Source organism: Paenibacillus crassostreae (genome assembly GCF_001857945.1).
GTDB lineage: Bacteria > Bacillota > Bacilli > Paenibacillales > Paenibacillaceae > Paenibacillus_AQ > Paenibacillus_AQ crassostreae.
Window position 1 is genome coordinate 2,024,426 of the sequence record NZ_CP017770.1, and the last position, 19,654, is coordinate 2,044,079.

Sequence of the window (19,654 nt, forward strand, 5' to 3'; positions counted from 1 at the left end):
TATTATATTCAAGGACACGCCAGATGATATTAGAATTACATCCAGTCCTCACCTTGTAATGATATAAGATCTTTCAGATCTGTATCTGACATCTCAGTCAACCAAGTTTCACCCGAACCTACGACTTGTTCTGATAGCGCCTTTTTATTCTCAATAAGTTCATCAATTCGCTCTTCCAACGTCCCTTGACAGATAAGCTTGTGTACTTGAACATTCTTATTCTGGCCAATCCGGAATACCCGATCCGTCGCTTGATTCTCTACCGCTGGATTCCACCAACGATCATAATGCAACACATGATTTGCACGTGTTAGATTGAGACCCACTCCGCCTGCCTTTAACGAAAGCACAAAGAACGTCGGTCCCTCACTTTCTTGAAATGAGCGAACCATCTCATCCCGTTCTTGCTTCAATACACCCCCATGTAGGAATGCAGGTTCCTTACCATATCTTGCAGCAAGGCGTGACACCAGCAAATGACCCATCGCCACATATTGTGTGAAAATAAGTGCCGATTCGCCGCATTCCTCAATACTGTCAAGAATCTCTAATAAACGATCCATTTTTCCTGAAGCTTCCTGTTTGGTCGCCCGATGCTCTTCTTTGCCGAGAAGCTGCGGATGATCACAAATCTGCTTCAATTTAGTTAATGAAGATAATACTAGACCCTTTCTCGCAAAACCAGTGCGTTGCTCAATTTGTACTAACATTTGATCAACAACTGCTTGATACATCGCACCCTGCACATCGGTTAATGTACAATAAGATTTAAGTTCAATCTTCTCTGGTAGATCTTTCGCAATATCTGGATCGCTCTTGAGTCTACGAAGCATGAAGGGTGCAACCAATTGATGAAGTTCCTTCAAGCGTTCCTGGTTGGCATCTCCGGTGTAGCGCTGACGGAAGGATGATGAAGTACCAAGATATCCAGGGTTTAAAAATTGGAAAATAGACCACAACTCTCCTAAGCGATTCTCCACCGGAGTACCCGTCATGGCAATCCGATGCGGAGTAGATAATTTCATTACACTTTGAGCTTGCTTCGTTCGATAATTTTTAATGTATTGAGCTTCATCCAAGACAACAGTCTCCCATGATACCTGCGCTAAATCTACACCATCTCTACCACATAAATGGTATGTTGTCAGGATAACATGATGCTGTGTAACCTGTTGAAGAAGTTCTTCCCCATGAAGTCTCTTATTTCCATGATGGATGTAAATCGACATATCCGGTGCGAAACGTTGTAACTCCCGTTGCCAATTCCCAAGTAACGACGTTGGGCAGACAATCAGAACAGGTCTCGTCTGTTCCGCCAACCGCTCTAGAATGCAAGTGATAACCTGAACAGTCTTACCAAGCCCCATATCATCAGCTAGACATACACCAAAGCCCAGATCTCTCATCGCTGCCAGCCACTGATAACCACGTTCTTGATAAGGGCGTAGTACGCCGTGAAGAGATTCCGGGGTCGAACGGCTTGGCACATCTCTCGAGCTCGTACTTTCGAGTAGCGCAGATAAGCGCCCCACCGTTTGCATACCCATGATACTGAGGCCTTTCCACGTTCTTTCATCGCCATCTTCGGCTGTTAAATGCATCCAATCAGATATTTCCATTTGGCCTTTTTCATGTCGTTTAATATAGCGCATAACCTGACGAATTTCTTTGAGATCAACTTCAATCCATTCTCCACGAAATTGCGCATAGGGGACATCAGATTCTGCCAACGTAGCCATTTCTTCGAGTGTTAGTGTTACTCCTCCAATAGCAGCCTCAACTTCAAATGAGACTAAGTTCTCCATACCCAGAGCAATAGGGACACCTTCTCTACCCTCACCCGCTTCGGGTTGTACCATTCTAAGCGATAATCCGACTCGACGCCGTTCGCGACTCCAACGAGAAGGAAGCTGTACACTCACTCCTGAAGTACTTAAGCGCGGCACATCCTCCCGCACGAAGCTAAATAATTGTTCCGGTGTAAGATCCATTCCCTCTGGAGCAGGGCGATTCAAAGCATAACGAATTTCATTTGACACCTTCGCAGCTTCTCCAAGTGTCATTAAAAATTGCTCCTGAATCGCTTCATATTGTCTCCCTCGAACTTCCAACCCACGTTGAGTCCTGCCCCAAATAAAGCTTGCAGGAAGCCATGTTCCATAATCATCTTGAATCTCCGCCCAAAATGAAACATACCAATGTTGTTCGTCCCCAAGCATTCTTGGTTCCATTCGTAAACCTAATTTCAAACGACCCTTTTGCTGTGCCAGAGCTGCCTCTTCATCCTTAGCAATCGAAGGAATAGAAGTACCTCCTATATGAGACACCACATTCGTTAACTCACTTACTTCATCAGGGGAACCTTGGATTGAAATATCACGACTTACCGTCAAGAGCCCATCCCACCACAATTCGGATAGAGGGGAATATCCCCTTCGGTAATCTGCCATATATCGCGACAGCTTACTTTCTATTCCATGGATGACATCTTTCATTTCAGTATGAATAATCGCACTCAAAAAAGAATGAAGCACATTAGCTCCAGCTTCTTCCTTCGTCTCTGAGCCTAGGAATGCAGGCACACCAAAGGCAAGAGGTGGGATAGAGGCAGCCAGTTGTAAGAAGCGTTCCACTTCGCGTTTGTCTTTCAAACTAGGTAGCCAACGAGCCGTTACAACTTGTTCGCTGCTACGTCTGCGTGATCCTGTTGTAACCAGTGGCGCAGTCCCTGGTGCAACCCGGCCTCGTAGCATAAGCTCCAATGCGAAATGTGCCACTTTTACCCAATAACTCATCTCTGCTCCTGGCTGTATTCCTTGGGATAGATACCTCTCTTCATCCCATGCAAGAAGCATCATAAATGCATCTTGTGGAGAAAGTGCAAGACCCTCTAATGTCCTACCCATTAATTGGCGTCTTTCACCACGTCTGTTGTTAACTCTGGTACTTGAGGTTGGAGAAGGGTACCGAAGTTCTGCCAGGCGAAGTACTCCCTGAGCAAATGGTCGAGTTCCATTATTCCATTCAAACTGCTTAACTACCCGGCTCCATGCATCCACCCTAGGTTCGGACACCTCACCGGAAAAACAAAAAAATACATCGCCTAACCATACGCCATATAGCGGTTGATTCATCGTTGTCTCCTGTCGTTTCACTGCTCACATATTTTTATTGCAACTTACCTAGAATCAATTTCATAATCGCCTATGTAGCTGGTTTGCATAATTATGAAATTGATTCCTATTTAACTTATAATGTGAAAAAAACCCACCTAAAGCTTACTCTCCAAAGGTAGGTTTATGATCGTAGCAAGCATAAACGCCTTCGGCGTCCTTATAAGGACGGTAAGTGTTTAAGCGAGAAATATAAGATATAAAGTATAGCGTAAAACTTATACTTTCTTATATTTGTACAAAATCAGCAATTTCTTTATCATAAATCATGACATTAAACTCCATTTACCACTGTACATCATACCATACGTTCTGAACCAATAACAACCAAACGTGAATAGTAATCAACTATCGTAAATCCAAATTCAAGAAGAATCGATGAATACTATTCTAGCCAATATGGGCATAGCTTATGTTAGTGGTTGTACTAAATTCAACAAAGCTAAACTAACTAATATAGATAGAGGAGGCATCTAGCCTTGTCGAAACATAACTTTTATATGTGGATAACCCTCGTCTCATTTATAATCATGTTAATCGTCAACTGTCTTGCAAATACCACACTTCTTGGTGGGAGAACCACTGGAGAAATATCCAATATGTATCCTACGTACATGACACCTGCTGGATATGCTTTCACGATCTGGATCGTCATCTATATCCTTCTTGCAGGATTCATATACTACCTGTTCAGACAAAATAATATCGGACGCAAATCCATATCATCCATTGGAATTGTGTTCACACTTAGCAATATCATCAATATCTTATGGCTCTTATTATGGCAGTACCTCTATATTGAATTGTCAGTTGTAGCTATGTTGTTGCTCTTACTAACACTAATTCACTTGTATCGGCGTACGATGCAGATCACTAACCTTACCATAATTGAACAATGGATAGTCAAACTACCATTCAGTCTCTATTTAGGTTGGATTAGTATTGCTACCATCTTGAATATTGCTATCGTACTCTCGAAGAATGAATGGGGAGTATTCGATCTAGAAGAACGAACCTGGGCTGTCCTTATGCTCTGTATCGGAGGTGTTGTCGCCTTATTATCTAGCTACCCTTATCGCGATAGCGTAATCCCGCTTGTTTACATCTGGGCATATATTGCCATTGCCTTAAAGCAAAGGAACGATGAACAAGTTTTCCTAGCAGCCTCTATCCTGATCGTCATTCTATTCGTTTACTCGATGTGGTTGTTCCTGATCCGCAATCGAGATCGTGATTAAGTGGATACGCAAAATGGACTGTACGGTGAATCCCATACAATCCATTTTGTGAGAATCAATTTCATAATAGCCTATGTAACTTAAATAGTTTGCGTAATTATGAAAATGATTCAGTATAGCTCATTTATTAACTCACTTGATCATCCTGCCTTATTTCTTCAACACTACAGCTTCGATCTCAACTAAGGCATCTTTGGGTAAACGAGCTACTTCAACTGCGCTACGCGCTGGAAAGGGTTGTGAGAAGAATGAGCTATAGACTTCATTCATTGCAACGAAGTCATTCATATCTTTTAAGAAAACAGTTGTCTTAACTACTTGGTCCATCCCAGCACCTACAGATTCGAGAATGGCTTGGACATTACGAAGTGATTGACGTGTTTGTCCTTCAATTCCTTCACCAAATTCCCCCGTCTGCGGGTTAATTCCCAGTTGTCCTGATGTAAAAATGAATCCTCCTGCCTCAACTGCCTGACTATATGGTCCAATTGCTCCTGGAGCTGCCTCCGTTGAAATCACTTGTTTACTCATTTATTTGTCCCCTTTCAACCTAAGTCATGATCTTTAACTTCCACTTATTATACCAATCCTAGAATATGAATGACATCATTCGGATAAATATGAACACCAGTCGGTCTCTTTATTGCAATATTCACCATCGCACGTGCGACTACTCTGGCAGGGATCGCCCGATATTTAATACCTTTTCCCCGGAAAAGAAAGTCGAAGGTAGTCATAAATTTGGCACCCCATTGTTCTCCCAACCGCTTCTCCTGACGCTGCCCAAGTAGCAGTGATGGTCGAAAGAGATGTACTGCTGGTAGCCCAATAGTTGAAAGCTTATCCTCCACTTCCCCTTTTGTACGATTATAGAACACACGAGATGAAGGATCCGCACCCATAGCTGATACAACCAAAAACTGACTTACCCCTTGCTCTTGTGCCAATTGAGCTGCACGAACAGGATAATCATAATCTACTTTACGAAATTGTTCCTGGGATCCTGCCTTCTTAATTGTAGTTCCTAGACAGCAATACACATCTCTCACATTTGAGAATATCTCGTGATATTGATCCAAGCGATCCCAATCAACTACAATCTGAGAAAGCTTTGGATGCTGAATGTCCAATGGTTGTCTGACAAGCAATTTTATGCCATCATATTCATCGCGTTGTAATAATTCTGCAACAACAAAACTTCCAACTAATCCACTGGCCCCTAATACAACAGCCTGCAATTTCATAGGATTCTCCTTAAAAGTTTTTAAAGCATAGGCTTCTTATTGAATGACTTCGTTAAAAACTCGCATCGGAAGCATAATCATAGTTTTTAAAGCATAATGTAATGTACTATGTTTCTTTTAATATTTTCCGTCCCAGTGTCAGCGCAACTAATAACATGATCGTCCCTACAATAGTCTGTAATCCATACTCCTGTACCCAGCTTGGAAGAACACCAATAATTTTATATATCTGTCCACCTATCACCGGTCCTAGGAAAGAAGTAACTCCCGTTATAGCAGCATACATCGCAATAAACATCGGTCTTTCACTCTTGGGAGTATCTCCAATCGTAAAGTTAAACACTAATTGGTTGAACCCACCAACTCCCGCTCCTAGTAACATATGTGATATGACCAGTACAAAAAACATTGGCAATATCGAAACGAGTCCCCAAACCATACAAGAAAGAGCAATAATCGGAAGTGTCCAGAAGAGCAATGTCCTATTACTGAACTTCGCATTAAGGTTACCCCACACATAAAAACTTGCCATCATAGAAATCGTCTGTACAATGGTCAGTATGGAGACAGTCTGATAATTAATATGTAATATATCCAACATGACATACGAGAACAATGGGACGACTAAGGTCTGTAGGAATAGCCAGGAGGCTAGAAATATTGTCGACTTCATAAAAGGTTTATCATGAAATGGCTTCTTCATCATCGGTAATAGCTTATTCTCTTTCGATCTCTCAAATGGTAAATCCGGATAAAAGAAGAACGATGCAATGTTAGCAATTGCAAATATCCATACGAGTATAAATAGTATCATGAACCCCGTGCTTTCAGGGTTACTATCAAGTATTCTACCACCAACAAACAACATGATACTTCCCAAGGCATTCAAGAAAGTATTCCTAATTCCAAAGTATCTACCTCTTACACCAGCAGGTACGATATCGCTAATAAGTGACGCCCATAATACCCCGACCACCGTATTAGCTAGAAATGCAGATGTGTATAATATGATGAAGACAGGTACCCACCACTCTTTATCAAAAAGAAACGGAATAAGTCCTGTAGAACTCCAAAGTAACCTGTGAAGTGCAACAAATATAACGAGTGCCCACTTCCGACTTTGCAATTTCTGAATCATATAAGCAATAAACACTTGTGCTACGTTAACTAACGTTGTAATAGCGAGTACAAAACCAACAACACTGGATCCGGCACCTAAATACAATAAGTAACCCGTAAGAAATGGACCTCCCAATAATGTTTGAAAAATCGTTGAAGGAATCCCCTCTGTTGTTGCAATAAATAAATTTTTCCGTTGCAGTGAGATTTTCCGTCGTTGTTTAGCAATAGAAGTCGTTCTGATGATGATGCACTCCTTTTAGTATCACTCTCTCCAAGCAGAAATGGATTCACCGTCCTTTTGTCACCATTCTACACTCCCACCATCTTCTGTCAATAAGATTTAAAATAGCCATTTGATTTTTATATCCTTTCTATTAATCTACATGCAAATATAGATAAATTTCCATCTTTTTCGTATTTTCTCTTCCCTAATATGACATAACCTGATATAATTCATTTCCATAGAAGAGATTTTAATATAATTAAAACTATTTTTTTGTTTTTTAAGTGATTTTTTTCACATATAGTGAGACATTTATCATGGTACCCTTTCACTATATAAGTGGAGAGTGATTATCAATACGATAGTAATAATACAGCAGTGTTATATTGACTTAGGAAGCTCTTTAAGGTGTCAAATAATAACTGTTATTGTATAGCTATCGTTGGTATTATAAGAATTTGAAATATACTTACTATTAATGAGGTGAACTTTAAGTTGAAGAAAATTGTCCTATTGGGTGGAGGTTACGGCGGTGTTCTCACCGCAAAAAAGTTAGCTAAGAAGTTCAAAAAGAATACTGAAGTTGAAATTCAGCTAATTGATCGTAATCCTTATCACACCATGCTAACAGAACTACATGAGGTAGTAGCTAATCGTACTCCTGAAGATGCGATTAAAATCGATCTTAAAAAGATTTTTGCTAACCAAAAAGTGGATGTTGTTCTTGACAATATTCAGAATATCGATTTCGAAACACAAACTTTAACATCAAGCAAAGCTAAATATGACTATGATTATCTAGTCATCGGTACAGGTAGCAAACCAACCTTCTTCGGAATTCCAGGTGCAGAAGAGAATACTTTCCCACTATGGTCATATGAAGATGCGGTTCGTTTGAAGGAACAGATTCGTAATATGTTCACAGAAGCAGCGAAGGAATTAGATCCTGTTATCCGCAAAACAAAGCTCACTTTCGTTGTTGTAGGTGCTGGGTTTACCGGTGTTGAATTGATCGGTGAAATGGCTGAGAATCGCGATGAATTGTGTAAGGAATTCTATATTGATCCACAAGATGTTCGTTTAGTTGTTGCCGATATGGCTCCGAAGATTCTGCCGATTCTGCCTGAGAAGCTGATCACTAAATCCGAAGCACGACTTCGTAAAATGGGTGTTGAAATTATTGTTAATGCCAAAATTACAGGTGTTGATCCTTCTGCAGTCAAGTTGGGTGACATGGAAGTTGCAGCAAATACCATTGTTTGGACTGCTGGAGTTGAAGGTTCAGAAATCGTTGGTAACTTGGATGTAACGCAAAAAGGTCGCAAACGTATAGAAACTAATGATAAATTACAAAGCATGGATCATGAGAATGTCTATGTTGTCGGAGACAACATCTTCTTCATTCCAGAAGGCGAGGAACGTCCCGTTCCCCAAATGGTTGAGAATGCAGAACAAGCTGCACCAATCGTTGCTCACAACATACACGCTGACATCATGAGTACAGCGAAGAAATCCTACAAACCTGCCTTTCACGGTACAATGGTATCGATTGGTAGTCGTTATGGTGTTGCCAATGTAGGACTTCCTAATAAGATGTTCATGCTTACTGGATTTATGGCTATGCTCTCTAAGCACTTTATCAATCTATTCTATCTATCTACTGTTGCTGGGTTTAATAAAGTATGGTCTTATCTGATGCATGAGTTCTTCCATGTTGAGAATCGTAGAAGTTTCCTAGGTGGCCATTTCTCCAAACGTTCACCAAATTTCTGGCTATTCCCATTGCGTATCTTTGTTGGGTTTATGTGGTTCAAAGAAGGTTGGAATAAGATAGGTAGTATTCTGGATGATCCATCTCGAATATTCCTAATCCCTGCCTCTCCACTAGCTGATGCAACATCAGCAGCAAGTGAAGCTGTAACCAATGTTGCTGAGACCGTAGATGCTCAAACTGCTGCTTCTGCAGTTGAAGCAACAGGTGAGACATTAACCGCTCTACCTGTTCCTGGATTTATTACTAGCATTATGAATACCTTTATGGATATTTTCTTCTATACATCTGATGGTGGTTACACCGTACTTGCTGAAGTATTCCAAATCGGAATGGTTGTAGCGGAAATGACATTAGGTGCATTACTTATCTTAGGTCTTTTCACAGCTGTCTCATCCATTGCGACAGTCGGTTTAGGCGTTATGATCTGGACTTCAGGTATGGCACCAACTGAAATGATCTGGTATGTAACAGCTGCTATTGCATTAATCGGTGGTTCAGGAAGCGTATTGGGTCTTGATTACTACGTACTTCCATGGTTGAAGAAACAATGGAAGAGGATTCCACTCGTTAGACGTTGGTACTTATTCACAGACTGAAATTAATGAATAATTGGTATTTTAAAAGCTAAGCAAGCATAAACGCCTTCGGTCCTTATAATGACGGTAAGTGTTTAAGCGAGAAATATAAGAAAGTATAGCGTAAAACTTATACTTTCTTATATTTTTAATTCAGAGTAATGTGCTTCTAGCACATTACTCTCCTTATTTTTACATTGTTATTGAATATCTAATTTAGACTACAATACCGATTCCAAGGGGTGAAGCATATGCACACACAACTTATGAATGAAACCTTCCTCATCCTCCAGACTGAATGTTCACCAGTAGCTAAGATTGTGTTGGACATAGATCGGGCGGATTTACTGGTTGCGGAATCATTATTGAATCGTTACGACATAGAACACGAGCGTAGAGTTCATATTCTTACACTTTACACATTGCTCAAATTGGCAACTAGTCGCCATAAAGACTGCCATTATTCTGATCCGAATCTAACTCGCAAGGTTCTTGATGGAGATTATTTATACAGCCTTTATATTCAATTAGCCCTCCAGTTTAAAGAATTCGATCTGATCTCTTTCCTAGCACCTCACATCAAGAAGTGGCAAATCATTTGGGCTGAGGGACATTCCGAAGTTGAGTTGTTACTCACATGCTTGGAACAGTTCTTAAATATAGAATTTCAGTGTGACAATAACCATAACAGTGTTGAACAGGTAGGGTAACGATATGAAACTTCATGAGACTTTAAACATCAATCTACCTCGAATTAACAAAGCTATTGAGCAAATTGTTACATCAGATAAAGACTTGCCGTCATCCTCAATTATATTAGAGAGTATTCTTTCATTAGTTCGATCTGGTGGCAAAAGAGTTCGCCCTTTAATGGTCATTGTCGGGAGTAGATTTGGTACCCAGCCACCTGGACGTCGACAGATTGAACTAGCTGCAGCTGCGGAGTTCATTCATGCTGCTTCACTTGTTCATGATGATATCATCGATCATGCAGAAATGCGAAGAGGGCAACCCTCCATGCATATGAATACAAGTGTATCTGAGGCCGTATATATTGGTAGTTATATGTCTGCGCGAATTATCGAACTTCTCTCTACCCATAGCTCCGAAAGAAACCGTTATGTTCATGACTTATCAGCAATAGCAACTGCTCAGCTCTGCATAGGTGAATATGAGCAACTTGAACATCGGTATGACTATAGTCTTTCACTTGGGCAATATTTAGAGAAATCAAGAAATAAGACCGCTCAGCTTATGGCTACATGTCTGCGAGTTGGGGCTTTATCTACAGAGGCTAAGCCTGATATCACAGACCTGCTTTACAAATTTGGTGAGCACCTCGGGATGTCCTTTCAGATTCAAGATGATCTACTCGATTTCACTCAGACACCTGAGTTACTCGGCAAACCAGCAGGTAGCGATTTGATCCAAGGGCAAGTAACGTTGCCCGTCATCTATGCTCTTCAAAAACCTGAAATCGCAGATACTATCCGCTCTATACATGCTGGATCAACCTCTGACGAGATTAATGTTGCTATCGAGATCATTCGCTCTTCTGGGGCATTAGAACAGACTGAACAACTAAGTCTTTATTACTTGGAGCAAGCTCAGCAGATTATCAATCAACTTTCTTCATTCCCAGCCCATCAGGATCTTCAGTCTTTACTCCATTACTTTGCTGGACGTGATCATTAATCAAACGGTTGAACCATCCAAAAACACCCTATGTCATCTTCAAATGACATAGGGTGTTCTTGAATTCCAATGGATAATCAACTTATAATTACGACACAAGAAAATAATCTATTAATGTACAGAATAAGATAACCATACTGATGACTTGGTTTAAATTATAGGAAGCTATTTTCATTAATTTAGGCTGGTTCGGTTTGATGATCCCATGCTCCGTCATAAGCAGGATTGTAGCGATACCTAGTCCAATCAGATACATCCAACTTAAATCTCTGAAATAATAGAGGAACACTAACATCATCATCATAACAAAATGCATTCCTTTGGCTATCCATAGAGCGGACTTTAGACCAAAGAAGCTAGGAATAGACCATAACCCATGTCTCCGATCAAACTCAATATCTTGTGTTCCATATATCACATCAAAGCCAGCGATCCACAGCATAACAATCGTGCCTAACACAAAAGGTGTAAATGCGAACTGACCTGTTACGGCAAACCATGCTCCAATGGGAGCAGATGCGATTACAAATCCAAGATACAGATGGCTTAGCCATGTAAAACGTTTCGTATACGAGTACACCGTGATAAGGAGAATAGCAACCGGAGATAATACCATACATAATGTATTCAACATGGATGCAGCAATAATAAATATGAGGTAATTCACTGTGATAAAAATAGCAACTTCTTTTGTCTTCAACAATTTCTTCGGAAGATGCCTTGAAGCCGTCCGTGGATTCTGTTCATCGAACCAGCGATCAGCCAGCCTGTTAAAGGCATTAGCACCATTCCGAGCACCAATTAAGGCAATTAATCCCCAAATCATAATCCACCAAGTTGGCCAGCCTCCTGCGGCCCATACCATGGATATCACCGCAAAAGGTAATGAAAACAGAGTATGAGAGAACATGACGAGTTCACCAAATTGTTTCCCTTTATATATCACTTTTTTATAATCCATCTACTTTCACCGTCCATCCTAGACGACGTTCACTTCCTCCCTATAACTCTCTGCTGTTGTTCAAGACTGATCTAATCCATTAAGAACTATACTCAAGCTTTTAGCATGTGTACCTTCCACATACAAGTAAGTAACTCATGTAAGCGTCCAAATATTCCCACTACCCGAATTAGACATCCAACCAACAGCAATTAGTACCATTATGAAAATAGCAATAAATACGGTATCTCGTCTTCTCCATGTCAGTCGATGATACTTTGAACGAGGCTCTCTCACACGAAATCCCCGGGCTTCCATCGAGTGAACCAGATCTTCAGCCCTTCTAAAAGCACCTACTGTTACGGGAACAAGCAAGGAAACCAACATTTTCCCTTTCTCTTTCCAAGGGAGTTCCTTTAAGTCTGCACCTCTTGAAGCTTGGGCCTTAAGTATAATCTGAGTCTCCTCCAGGATCGTAGGAATGAATCGCAGGGCAATACTAATCATTAGAGTAAGCCGGTCAGGTGATACTTTGATCCAATGTAGCGGCTTAAGTACACCCTCAAGACCTTGATTTAGACGTCCGGGCGTCGTTGTGAAGGTTAAGATTGCGGTAAAAGTCACTAGGAATACCATTCTTAAGACAGCGAACAACCCTAATCGAAATCCTTCGAAATACAGATTCCATGAACCGATACTTAGCAGCACTATTCCATTCTTATCTTCAACTTTTAAGCACTGTACAAGAAAAATAAAAACCATCAATATCCATAATGGCTTGGCAGCCTTAACATAATATTTCAAAGAAATACGTGTTGAAGCAATTACTGCAATTGAAAATATAAGTACACTTACCATCTCCAACCAGGTATTAGACATGATAATGATGACAACATATAACATCATCGCAATCATCTTGGCACGGGGATCGAGACTATGTACCCAAGATCCGGTGTCAATCGTTCGGCCAATTAACAATTTCTCGCTCATAACGATCCCTCTTCCCCTGGGGCAATCTTCAAGTTGGCCTCTCGTACTATCCGCTTAGCAATCGCCTCAGCACTCAAGCAGGGTTCTTCATTACTCCATCCAAATTCCTCAGATAATGCACGCCAATAACGAATAGACTGTGGAATCGCGACACCATACTGTTCCATCTGATCCGCTTGTTCAACTAATGCCTTAACTGTCCCCTGAAATACAGTTCTACCTTCATGTAGAACCAACCACTGATCTGCAAAAGGTAATAATTCATCCATACGATGTGTGACAATAATGACGGTTCTACCATCATCCCGACATAAACGATATAACAATTGAATAAGTTCAGCTCTGCTCACCGGATCTAGAGTTGCCGTAGGTTCATCGAGCACTAATATATCAGGATCCATAGCTAGAACTGATGCGATCGCCACTTTACGCATTTGTCCGCCGCTCAATTGGAAAGGATTGCGAGAGAGTAGTTCTAAATCCATTCCCATTCTCTCCATCGCAACACGTGCACGGTCCTTCGCTTCTTCTAAGCTAATCCCAAAGTTCATTGGACCGAAGCATAGATCCTTCTCTACGGTATCTTCAAATAATTGCTGTTCAGGAAATTGAAAGACTAGACCTACTCTTTTACGTAGTTGTTTAAGTTTCGGTGATTTCTCCCCTGCTACCATCGTAACATCTAATACTTGAACACTGCCTGAACTGGGCTTTAATATCCCATTAAACATCTGTAATAATGTAGACTTTCCAGATCCTGTCGCACCAGCAATACCAACCAGAGTTCCTGATTCAATTTGCAAATCCACCCCTTGAAGAGCAGCTTGTCTCCACATACTGTTGGCATCGTACTCATAATTCACTTGTTTGAAAGTAATGGCCATAGTCCTTCTATAAGCTCCTCTTCGCTACTAGGAATCGGAATTTCAACGCCTTGCTTGTGCAGTTCACTCTTAAGCCGGAAGGCAAAGGGTGCCGTTAAATGGCACATTTCTAGCATATGATCATCCCGAAATAGTTCGATTGGTGTTGAATCCGCAATAAGCTTACCTTCGTGCAATACGAGTACGCGCTCGGAAGCAGCAATTTCTTCTGCATCGTGAGTAATAGAGAGAATTGTATACTTTCCACTCTGATGCATATCAGACAGGATCACTGTCAGATCATTTCGTGTCTTCTCATCTAGCATTGAAGAAGCTTCGTCAAAGATGACAATTTCCGGTTCCATACTCAATATAGAAACAATAGCTACACGTTGCTTCTGACCACCTGACAACTCACTTGGGTGTTTATGTAGCAGGTCAGTAATGCCAAGCTTAGCGGCGTAAGTCTGTATTCTTTGTTCCATGATATCTACTGGAAAGCATTGACTCTCAAGGCCAAACACTATATCGTCCTCGACCGTTGTACCGATAAATTGATTATCCGGATTCTGAAAGACCATTCCAACATTTCTTCTAATCTCACCAATGGTATTCGACTGTAATTCGATTCCATTCACCTTAATACTTCCCGCACTCTTTGGCAGAAGTGCGTTCGTGAGTTTCACCAATGTTGATTTACCCGATCCATTCGACCCAACAAGTGTCACCCACTGGCCCTGCAGTATATTCAAGGATATTTGATCTACAACCGGTTTGTCCTGCCCATATCCAAAGCTAACTTCATGAAATTCAATAGCAACTGGAAGTGATCCAGCTACCCTTTGTATCACTTCAGTACTTTGAATCGTCGCTTCTACACCAGCCGTAGTAGGAATGACCTCATTCAGGTCAGATTTATGTGGATTCTTCCTAGATCTATCAGATTGAAATTCATCAAACAAAGATATATTAGTTAAAGATGGCACTAAATATTTCACAGCAATCCCAATTAGAACACCCGTAACCAAACCAGTCATTAATAACAAAGGTAAATAATAATAAATATTCGATGTTCGAAATACAATCGAAGCAGCAGTGATCTGTCCAACATTATGACCAACACCACCAATAACGCTTACTCCAAGTAAACTAACTTGATTACGACCTAATCTCATAACAAAGAACATTGCTATAAAGCTAAACACCGACCCAAACAAACTGAATAACATACTGGAGAATGTTCCGAAAATAAAGGCTGTAATAATAGTCTTTAAAATGACTAACATTAGAGCATCTCGGCCTCTCAAAAAGTATAAACAGGTCAGAATCATGATGTTCGCAAGACCTAATTTTGCACCTGGAATTTGCAAATTAACCGGAATAATCGATTCAACAATACTCAGTACAACCGCTACTGCAGCAAAAATAGCCACAATAACTATTCTTTTCAAAACTCGGGTAGATTCTTCAGTTGACAATGACATCCGGCTCATCTCCCACATCTTTCACACCATTTATTTCAACCATAACCCGATGAGGCAAACATATAATACTTTCTTTAGGTTGATCAATAAATCCAAAAGTTAGACAAATTTTATCTGGACAATCCGTATCATACATTTCTACACCATAATCATGCACTTTAACAACATTCGTGCCATTTTCCGATTTTATCTCAATAATTTGTTCTTCTTTAGTCAACTCAACCGTCTTAAACAGTTTTCCGTTCAATGTAATATCCGCTGTCAACAATTCATTGTGATTATTTTCACTATTATCTCCGGGAAACCATCTTGGAACTAGGAAGAATAAAGCCACAGCAGCAATGATCGTAATAATCAATATGTCTCCGCGTTTCATGGATAACTCCCTTATATTTTATATTATCTATCAATCAGATATCCTAATTATACCTATCTTATTTAAAACCTTCAATGTGTTTGCCCTATTTCTTTTAAATGATATATTTGTTATAATCCATCTCGAAAATGCACAGAAAATGGGGGAATACAATGAAACCATTCAAACATACTCCAATACTTCTATTACTATGCGTGATGATCGGCATAGCGGGTTGTGGAAATTCCACAGCATCCACTGACCCAACCATTGAGCCTGCATCTAAATCATTCTATGTATTTGATACCATTGTTCAAGTACGGATATATGACCAACCCGTGACCGAACAGAATTTCGATGATATTCAAGGCATTCTAGATACGATTGAAATCCAAATGAACCGTAGCAATGACAAAAGCGAGCTAGCGGATGTTAATAGAAACGCTGGTGTGAAACCCGTTGCCGTATCTGAAGATACTTTTTATGTCATATCCAAAGCATTAGAATATTCACAACGATCTGTAGGACGATTTGATCTGAGCATCGGCCCCCTTGTCTCATTATGGAATATAGGCCATGAAGGTGCCAAGGTACCACCTAAGGATGAAATTGCCCACGCACTGGAACTCACCAATTATAACAATGTGATACTAAATTCAGACAGAAGTGAGATCTATCTGGCAAAAGCAGGAATGGATCTAGATTTAGGCTCTATAGCTAAAGGTTTTGCAGCAGACAAGATTGTCGATTACTTACAGGATAAAGGCTTTAAAAGTGCTATCATTGACCTCGGAGGAAATGTGTTTGCTATGGGAAAAAAGACTGGAGATCAATTATGGACGATTGGTATCCAGGACCCTGATGAATCGCGAGGAAATCCGATCGGCAACATTCACGTTGAACATAAGACGATTGTAACATCAGGGATATATGAAAGATTCTTTGTAGAGAACGGTAATCATTATCACCATATTCTTGATCCAGAGACAGGGTTTCCTGTTGAGAATAATATAAGTAGCGTTACCATTCTAACCGACAAATCGATTGATGCCGATGGACTATCCACTACGTTATTCGCTCTGGGAATTGAAAAAGGGATGGAATTCATTGAAAATACAGAAAATGCAGATGCACTATTTATTACTAATGATAAGAAGATTTATGCATCCTCAGGACTACGTGAGCTACTTACACTAACCAATGATAGCTACACTTTAGTGGAAGAATAGAACAAGTAATAGAATGAATACTCTAAATCCCCGTCCCTGCAAGCCATAACCATTCAGTTTCTCGGTATGAACTGTGCTGCAGTGGGTGGGTTTTTACAGTTGGCAGTAATTCCATGATTACCCTTTTTAAATAATTGTTTGCTATTTTATCTTATATATGATATTATATTGGTATTGTGAAATTAATTTAACCCCATAGCGTTCCTCGCAAGAAGAATAACCCTTCACCAAATGAAGTTGAAATTTCTATTTTATTAAACCCAAACTAAGTAGAGTTTTTAAGACGTATCTGATTCACACTGGCGCGGTCACTGGAGCCGTAAGGACAAAAGAGAGGTAGGGCTTTTGTTGTGTTGGAAGTCATTTATTCTGTAACCCATCTGTGCTAAAGGGACCAACTGTAGTCAAAGTATGATGACTGACAGGGGTTAAATATATACAGCTACTAAAGCTGAACAACATGAAAGCACCTGGAATATCAATTCCTGGTGCTTTTTCTATTGCTGCTTATAATCACAAATAACATACCTAACACATATCCTAATAACAAAGGAGTGATTAGACATATGCCGAATTATCGGATTATCGTGGATCTTTCTGACAGGAACCTATATTTGCTTGATGGCAATATAGTCACCAGATCCTTTCCAGTAGGCATCGGAAAGATGCTGACCCAAACACCTATCGGCGAATTCACCATTGTGAACAAGCAAAACAATCCAGGTGGTCCATTCGGGGTGATGTGGATGGGACTATCCAAACCACACTATGGTATACATGGTACGAATGATCCTTCCTCTATTGGGAGAGAGGTGTCTCATGGATGTATTCGAATGTATAATGATGATGTTCTCGCACTGTCATCCCTAGTCCCAATAAATACCCGTGTAACTATCCGACCTTAATTACCTAACAGCCCCACTTACTATCTTCAATACAGCTATACGATTAAGTTTAGATTTGCCTGCAACAATAGCATCTAATGTTCCATGAGCTAATGCTAGCGGGATTTTACAGAAATTATATATAGGATCTAGCTTAATGCGACTCGTATAATCTTCGGCAATCTCTAAGTTCTGTCTCGCATAAGCTAGCATCTCATCAAAATTCCACCCCGGTGGATGGAAATTCACACCACGTTCTGAATCTTCTGCACGATTGCTAATGATATTAACCAACTGTAGACCCCGGCCAAATGCAACACTCTGTTCCTTAGCAACATCTCTTTCTCCGTACATTGTCCACAAATCAGAGAGCATAACCCCTACCAAGCCTGCCACATAATAGGTATAGTCATCCAGATCCTCTTTATTCTGAATATTCCAATTCTTCGATACCCATTCTGCCATTCCTTGTGACATTGTTGAAGTATAGCGACAAATGACTTCTTTGGTCTGTGTTGGTGCTAGCTTAATCCAATCTGTTAATCGTAGACTAACTTCAGGTAGATCTTTGTTGTAAGGTTGTAATAACGATGTGAATTCTTCTTCTACATAATCCGTTTTCAATAATGAAGCTATGGATAGCAATAGTGAAATTTTATCCTCCCTTGGGAGCTTCTCATGATCTTCAATCTCATCAATCGCTCTCATGCTAAGATAGCCTGCGGTTACAGCTTCTTGAAGTCCCGCTCCTAAGTGGCTAATTGGAATAATGAATGTTCTACTGGTTTGAGCTAATACTTTATTAGCGTCTTTTAGTAATGCCGCATTCGCTTGCACAACTCCACTTCCTTTCTAACGTCACAGCTGCATATAAGTCGCAATAGTCTCTATTTATCATACAATACATTTACCCTAGATGCACATGCTTCAAGAGGATCATATTGCTATATTCACACATACTTCAATCTTTTTTGTTAAAGACTCTACTAAGGAGTGTACCTAGCGTCCCAATGTCCACAATATCATTTGCCTTCCAATCCTCAGATATTCCTAATTCATCTATCAACCATTGCCGTCCTGTTTCCTTCCAGAGTGGCGCTTTCGGATCGTACACTGCTCTCAGCTCCGCTTCCGTTCCCTTGTATTCATTCATATCCACATTTCCAGAGATCCCCTGTACTCTCCCAGAACTCGTATACTGTAGAAACTCCCATTCTTTCCAGCCGCCACGATTGTTAGGGGTGCCATCTTGATTATAGTAGGCATACCACAATTTAATATCTCCGAATGAAGCATCCAATGAAGTATCTATAAAATTCGGAAATGTATAGATCATAGGGTAATTCCCTGTCCGTTGTTTGAAATATTCGACCCATGCGCGTACAGTCTTCACGGTATTAGCTTTACTTCCTGCTTCCTTCGTTTCAATATCAAGTACTATAGGCAGTTTTATGTCATTAATAACAGGTGTTATCACTGACAATAAATGATCGACCTCAGCTTTTACCTCCGCTGGATTAGCCGCTCTCGAGAAATGATATACACCAACTAATATCCCTGCAGTAGCAGCCCGCTTCACATTAGATAGAAACAATTTATCTCTCACAGTACTTCCTTCACTTGCTTTAATAAAAGCAAACATAATAGAATCTTCCGCAACCTGCTGCCAATTGATGTTACCCTGCCAATGCGAAATATCAATTCCCTTGGCATGAGTTGAACTTCTGTTTTGCATATGATCACCTCTTCGTATATTAAATGTTGATAGGGGATTTATTGCCTGTACAAATCTACATTTCTACTGAAATACGTGAGGTGATCTAACTTTTTTCTAGGCTAAATATCATGTATTAAAAAGATGAGCA

At 40.3% G+C, this 19,654-nt stretch carries 17 protein-coding genes; 6 read left to right on the plus strand and 11 right to left on the minus strand.

All coding sequences use genetic code 11. The features are described from left to right. Positions 1-35: 35 nt before the first annotated feature. A complete protein-coding gene (locus LPB68_RS09515; RefSeq protein WP_068659880.1) occupies positions 36-3,134 on the minus strand; it encodes a DEAD/DEAH box helicase in 3,099 nt (1,032 codons plus the stop codon). Between the two features lie 518 nt (positions 3,135-3,652). Between LPB68_RS09515 and LPB68_RS09520 the strand changes: the two genes are divergently transcribed. Next, positions 3,653-4,411 (plus strand): tryptophan-rich sensory protein, encoded by a 759-nt coding sequence (locus tag LPB68_RS09520; RefSeq protein WP_068659882.1) that lies wholly within the window; start codon positions 3,653-3,655, stop codon positions 4,409-4,411. Positions 4,412-4,561: 150 nt separating this feature from the next. Here the strand turns inward: LPB68_RS09520 and LPB68_RS09525 are convergent, their stop codons facing one another. The 3 genes from LPB68_RS09525 to LPB68_RS09535 all read right to left on the minus strand — a co-directional run bounded on the left by LPB68_RS09525 (position 4,562) and on the right by LPB68_RS09535 (position 7,018). Next, complete coding sequence (locus LPB68_RS09525) at positions 4,562-4,942, minus strand: RidA family protein (RefSeq protein WP_068659884.1); 381 nt, start codon at positions 4,940-4,942, stop codon at positions 4,562-4,564. A 47-nt stretch (positions 4,943-4,989) separates the two neighbouring features. Beyond that, positions 4,990-5,655 carry an oxidoreductase gene (locus tag LPB68_RS09530; protein ID WP_068659885.1) on the minus strand — a complete coding sequence of 222 codons (666 nt, stop codon included), beginning with the start codon at positions 5,653-5,655 and terminating at the stop codon, positions 4,990-4,992. Between the two features lie 106 nt (positions 5,656-5,761). After that, positions 5,762-7,018 carry an MFS transporter gene (locus LPB68_RS09535; RefSeq protein WP_068659887.1) on the minus strand — a complete coding sequence of 419 codons (1,257 nt, stop codon included), beginning with the start codon at positions 7,016-7,018 and terminating at the stop codon, positions 5,762-5,764. A 477-nt stretch (positions 7,019-7,495) separates the two neighbouring features. On the opposite strand from LPB68_RS09535, the gene LPB68_RS09540 reads away from it, so the two are divergent. From LPB68_RS09540 to LPB68_RS09550, 3 genes are all read left to right on the plus strand, one after another. Continuing rightward, positions 7,496-9,370 (plus strand): NAD(P)/FAD-dependent oxidoreductase, encoded by a 1,875-nt coding sequence (locus LPB68_RS09540; protein ID WP_068659889.1) that lies wholly within the window; start codon positions 7,496-7,498, stop codon positions 9,368-9,370. 230 nt (positions 9,371-9,600) lie between these two features. Continuing rightward, a complete protein-coding gene (locus LPB68_RS09545; RefSeq protein ID WP_068659891.1) occupies positions 9,601-10,059 on the plus strand; it encodes a hypothetical protein in 459 nt (152 codons plus the stop codon). 4 nt (positions 10,060-10,063) lie between these two features. Then, positions 10,064-11,044: a polyprenyl synthetase family protein gene (locus tag LPB68_RS09550; protein WP_068659892.1), complete on the plus strand. Its 981-nt coding sequence runs from the start codon at positions 10,064-10,066 to the stop codon at positions 11,042-11,044. A gap of 88 nt (positions 11,045-11,132) precedes the next feature. Here the strand turns inward: LPB68_RS09550 and LPB68_RS09555 are convergent, their stop codons facing one another. The 5 genes from LPB68_RS09555 to LPB68_RS09575 form a co-directional block, all read right to left on the minus strand. Further along, positions 11,133-12,005 (minus strand): 4-hydroxybenzoate octaprenyltransferase, encoded by an 873-nt coding sequence (locus LPB68_RS09555; RefSeq protein ID WP_068659894.1) that lies wholly within the window; start codon positions 12,003-12,005, stop codon positions 11,133-11,135. 135 nt (positions 12,006-12,140) lie between these two features. Beyond that, positions 12,141-12,974: an energy-coupling factor transporter transmembrane component T family protein gene (locus LPB68_RS09560; protein ID WP_068659896.1), complete on the minus strand. Its 834-nt coding sequence runs from the start codon at positions 12,972-12,974 to the stop codon at positions 12,141-12,143. Continuing rightward, positions 12,971-13,858 (minus strand): energy-coupling factor transporter ATPase, encoded by an 888-nt coding sequence (locus LPB68_RS09565; protein ID WP_068659898.1) that lies wholly within the window; start codon positions 13,856-13,858, stop codon positions 12,971-12,973. The genes LPB68_RS09560 and LPB68_RS09565 overlap by 4 nt, the downstream gene beginning before the upstream one ends. After that, positions 13,834-15,321 carry a Gx transporter family protein gene (locus LPB68_RS22260; protein WP_082865771.1) on the minus strand — a complete coding sequence of 496 codons (1,488 nt, stop codon included), beginning with the start codon at positions 15,319-15,321 and terminating at the stop codon, positions 13,834-13,836. The genes LPB68_RS09565 and LPB68_RS22260 overlap by 25 nt, the downstream gene beginning before the upstream one ends. Next, entirely contained in the window at positions 15,305-15,697 is a 393-nt protein-coding gene (locus tag LPB68_RS09575; RefSeq protein ID WP_068659900.1) for a NusG domain II-containing protein, read from the minus strand. Before LPB68_RS09575 ends, LPB68_RS22260 begins: the two co-directional genes overlap by 17 nt. Before the next feature lie 152 nt (positions 15,698-15,849). On the opposite strand from LPB68_RS09575, the gene LPB68_RS09580 reads away from it, so the two are divergent. After that, positions 15,850-16,905, plus strand: coding sequence for an FAD:protein FMN transferase (locus LPB68_RS09580; protein WP_068659902.1), 1,056 nt, complete (start codon positions 15,850-15,852; stop codon positions 16,903-16,905). A gap of 566 nt (positions 16,906-17,471) precedes the next feature. Then, positions 17,472-17,810 carry a L,D-transpeptidase gene (locus LPB68_RS09585; RefSeq protein ID WP_068659904.1) on the plus strand — a complete coding sequence of 113 codons (339 nt, stop codon included), beginning with the start codon at positions 17,472-17,474 and terminating at the stop codon, positions 17,808-17,810. On the opposite strand, the gene LPB68_RS09590 is transcribed toward LPB68_RS09585, so the two are convergent. Next, positions 17,811-18,626 (minus strand): squalene/phytoene synthase family protein, encoded by an 816-nt coding sequence (locus LPB68_RS09590; protein ID WP_068659905.1) that lies wholly within the window; start codon positions 18,624-18,626, stop codon positions 17,811-17,813. It lies immediately after the preceding gene. 124 nt (positions 18,627-18,750) lie between these two features. After that, a complete protein-coding gene (locus tag LPB68_RS09595) occupies positions 18,751-19,524 on the minus strand; it encodes a glycoside hydrolase family 25 protein (protein WP_068659906.1) in 774 nt (257 codons plus the stop codon). Positions 19,525-19,654: the final 130 nt, after the last annotated feature.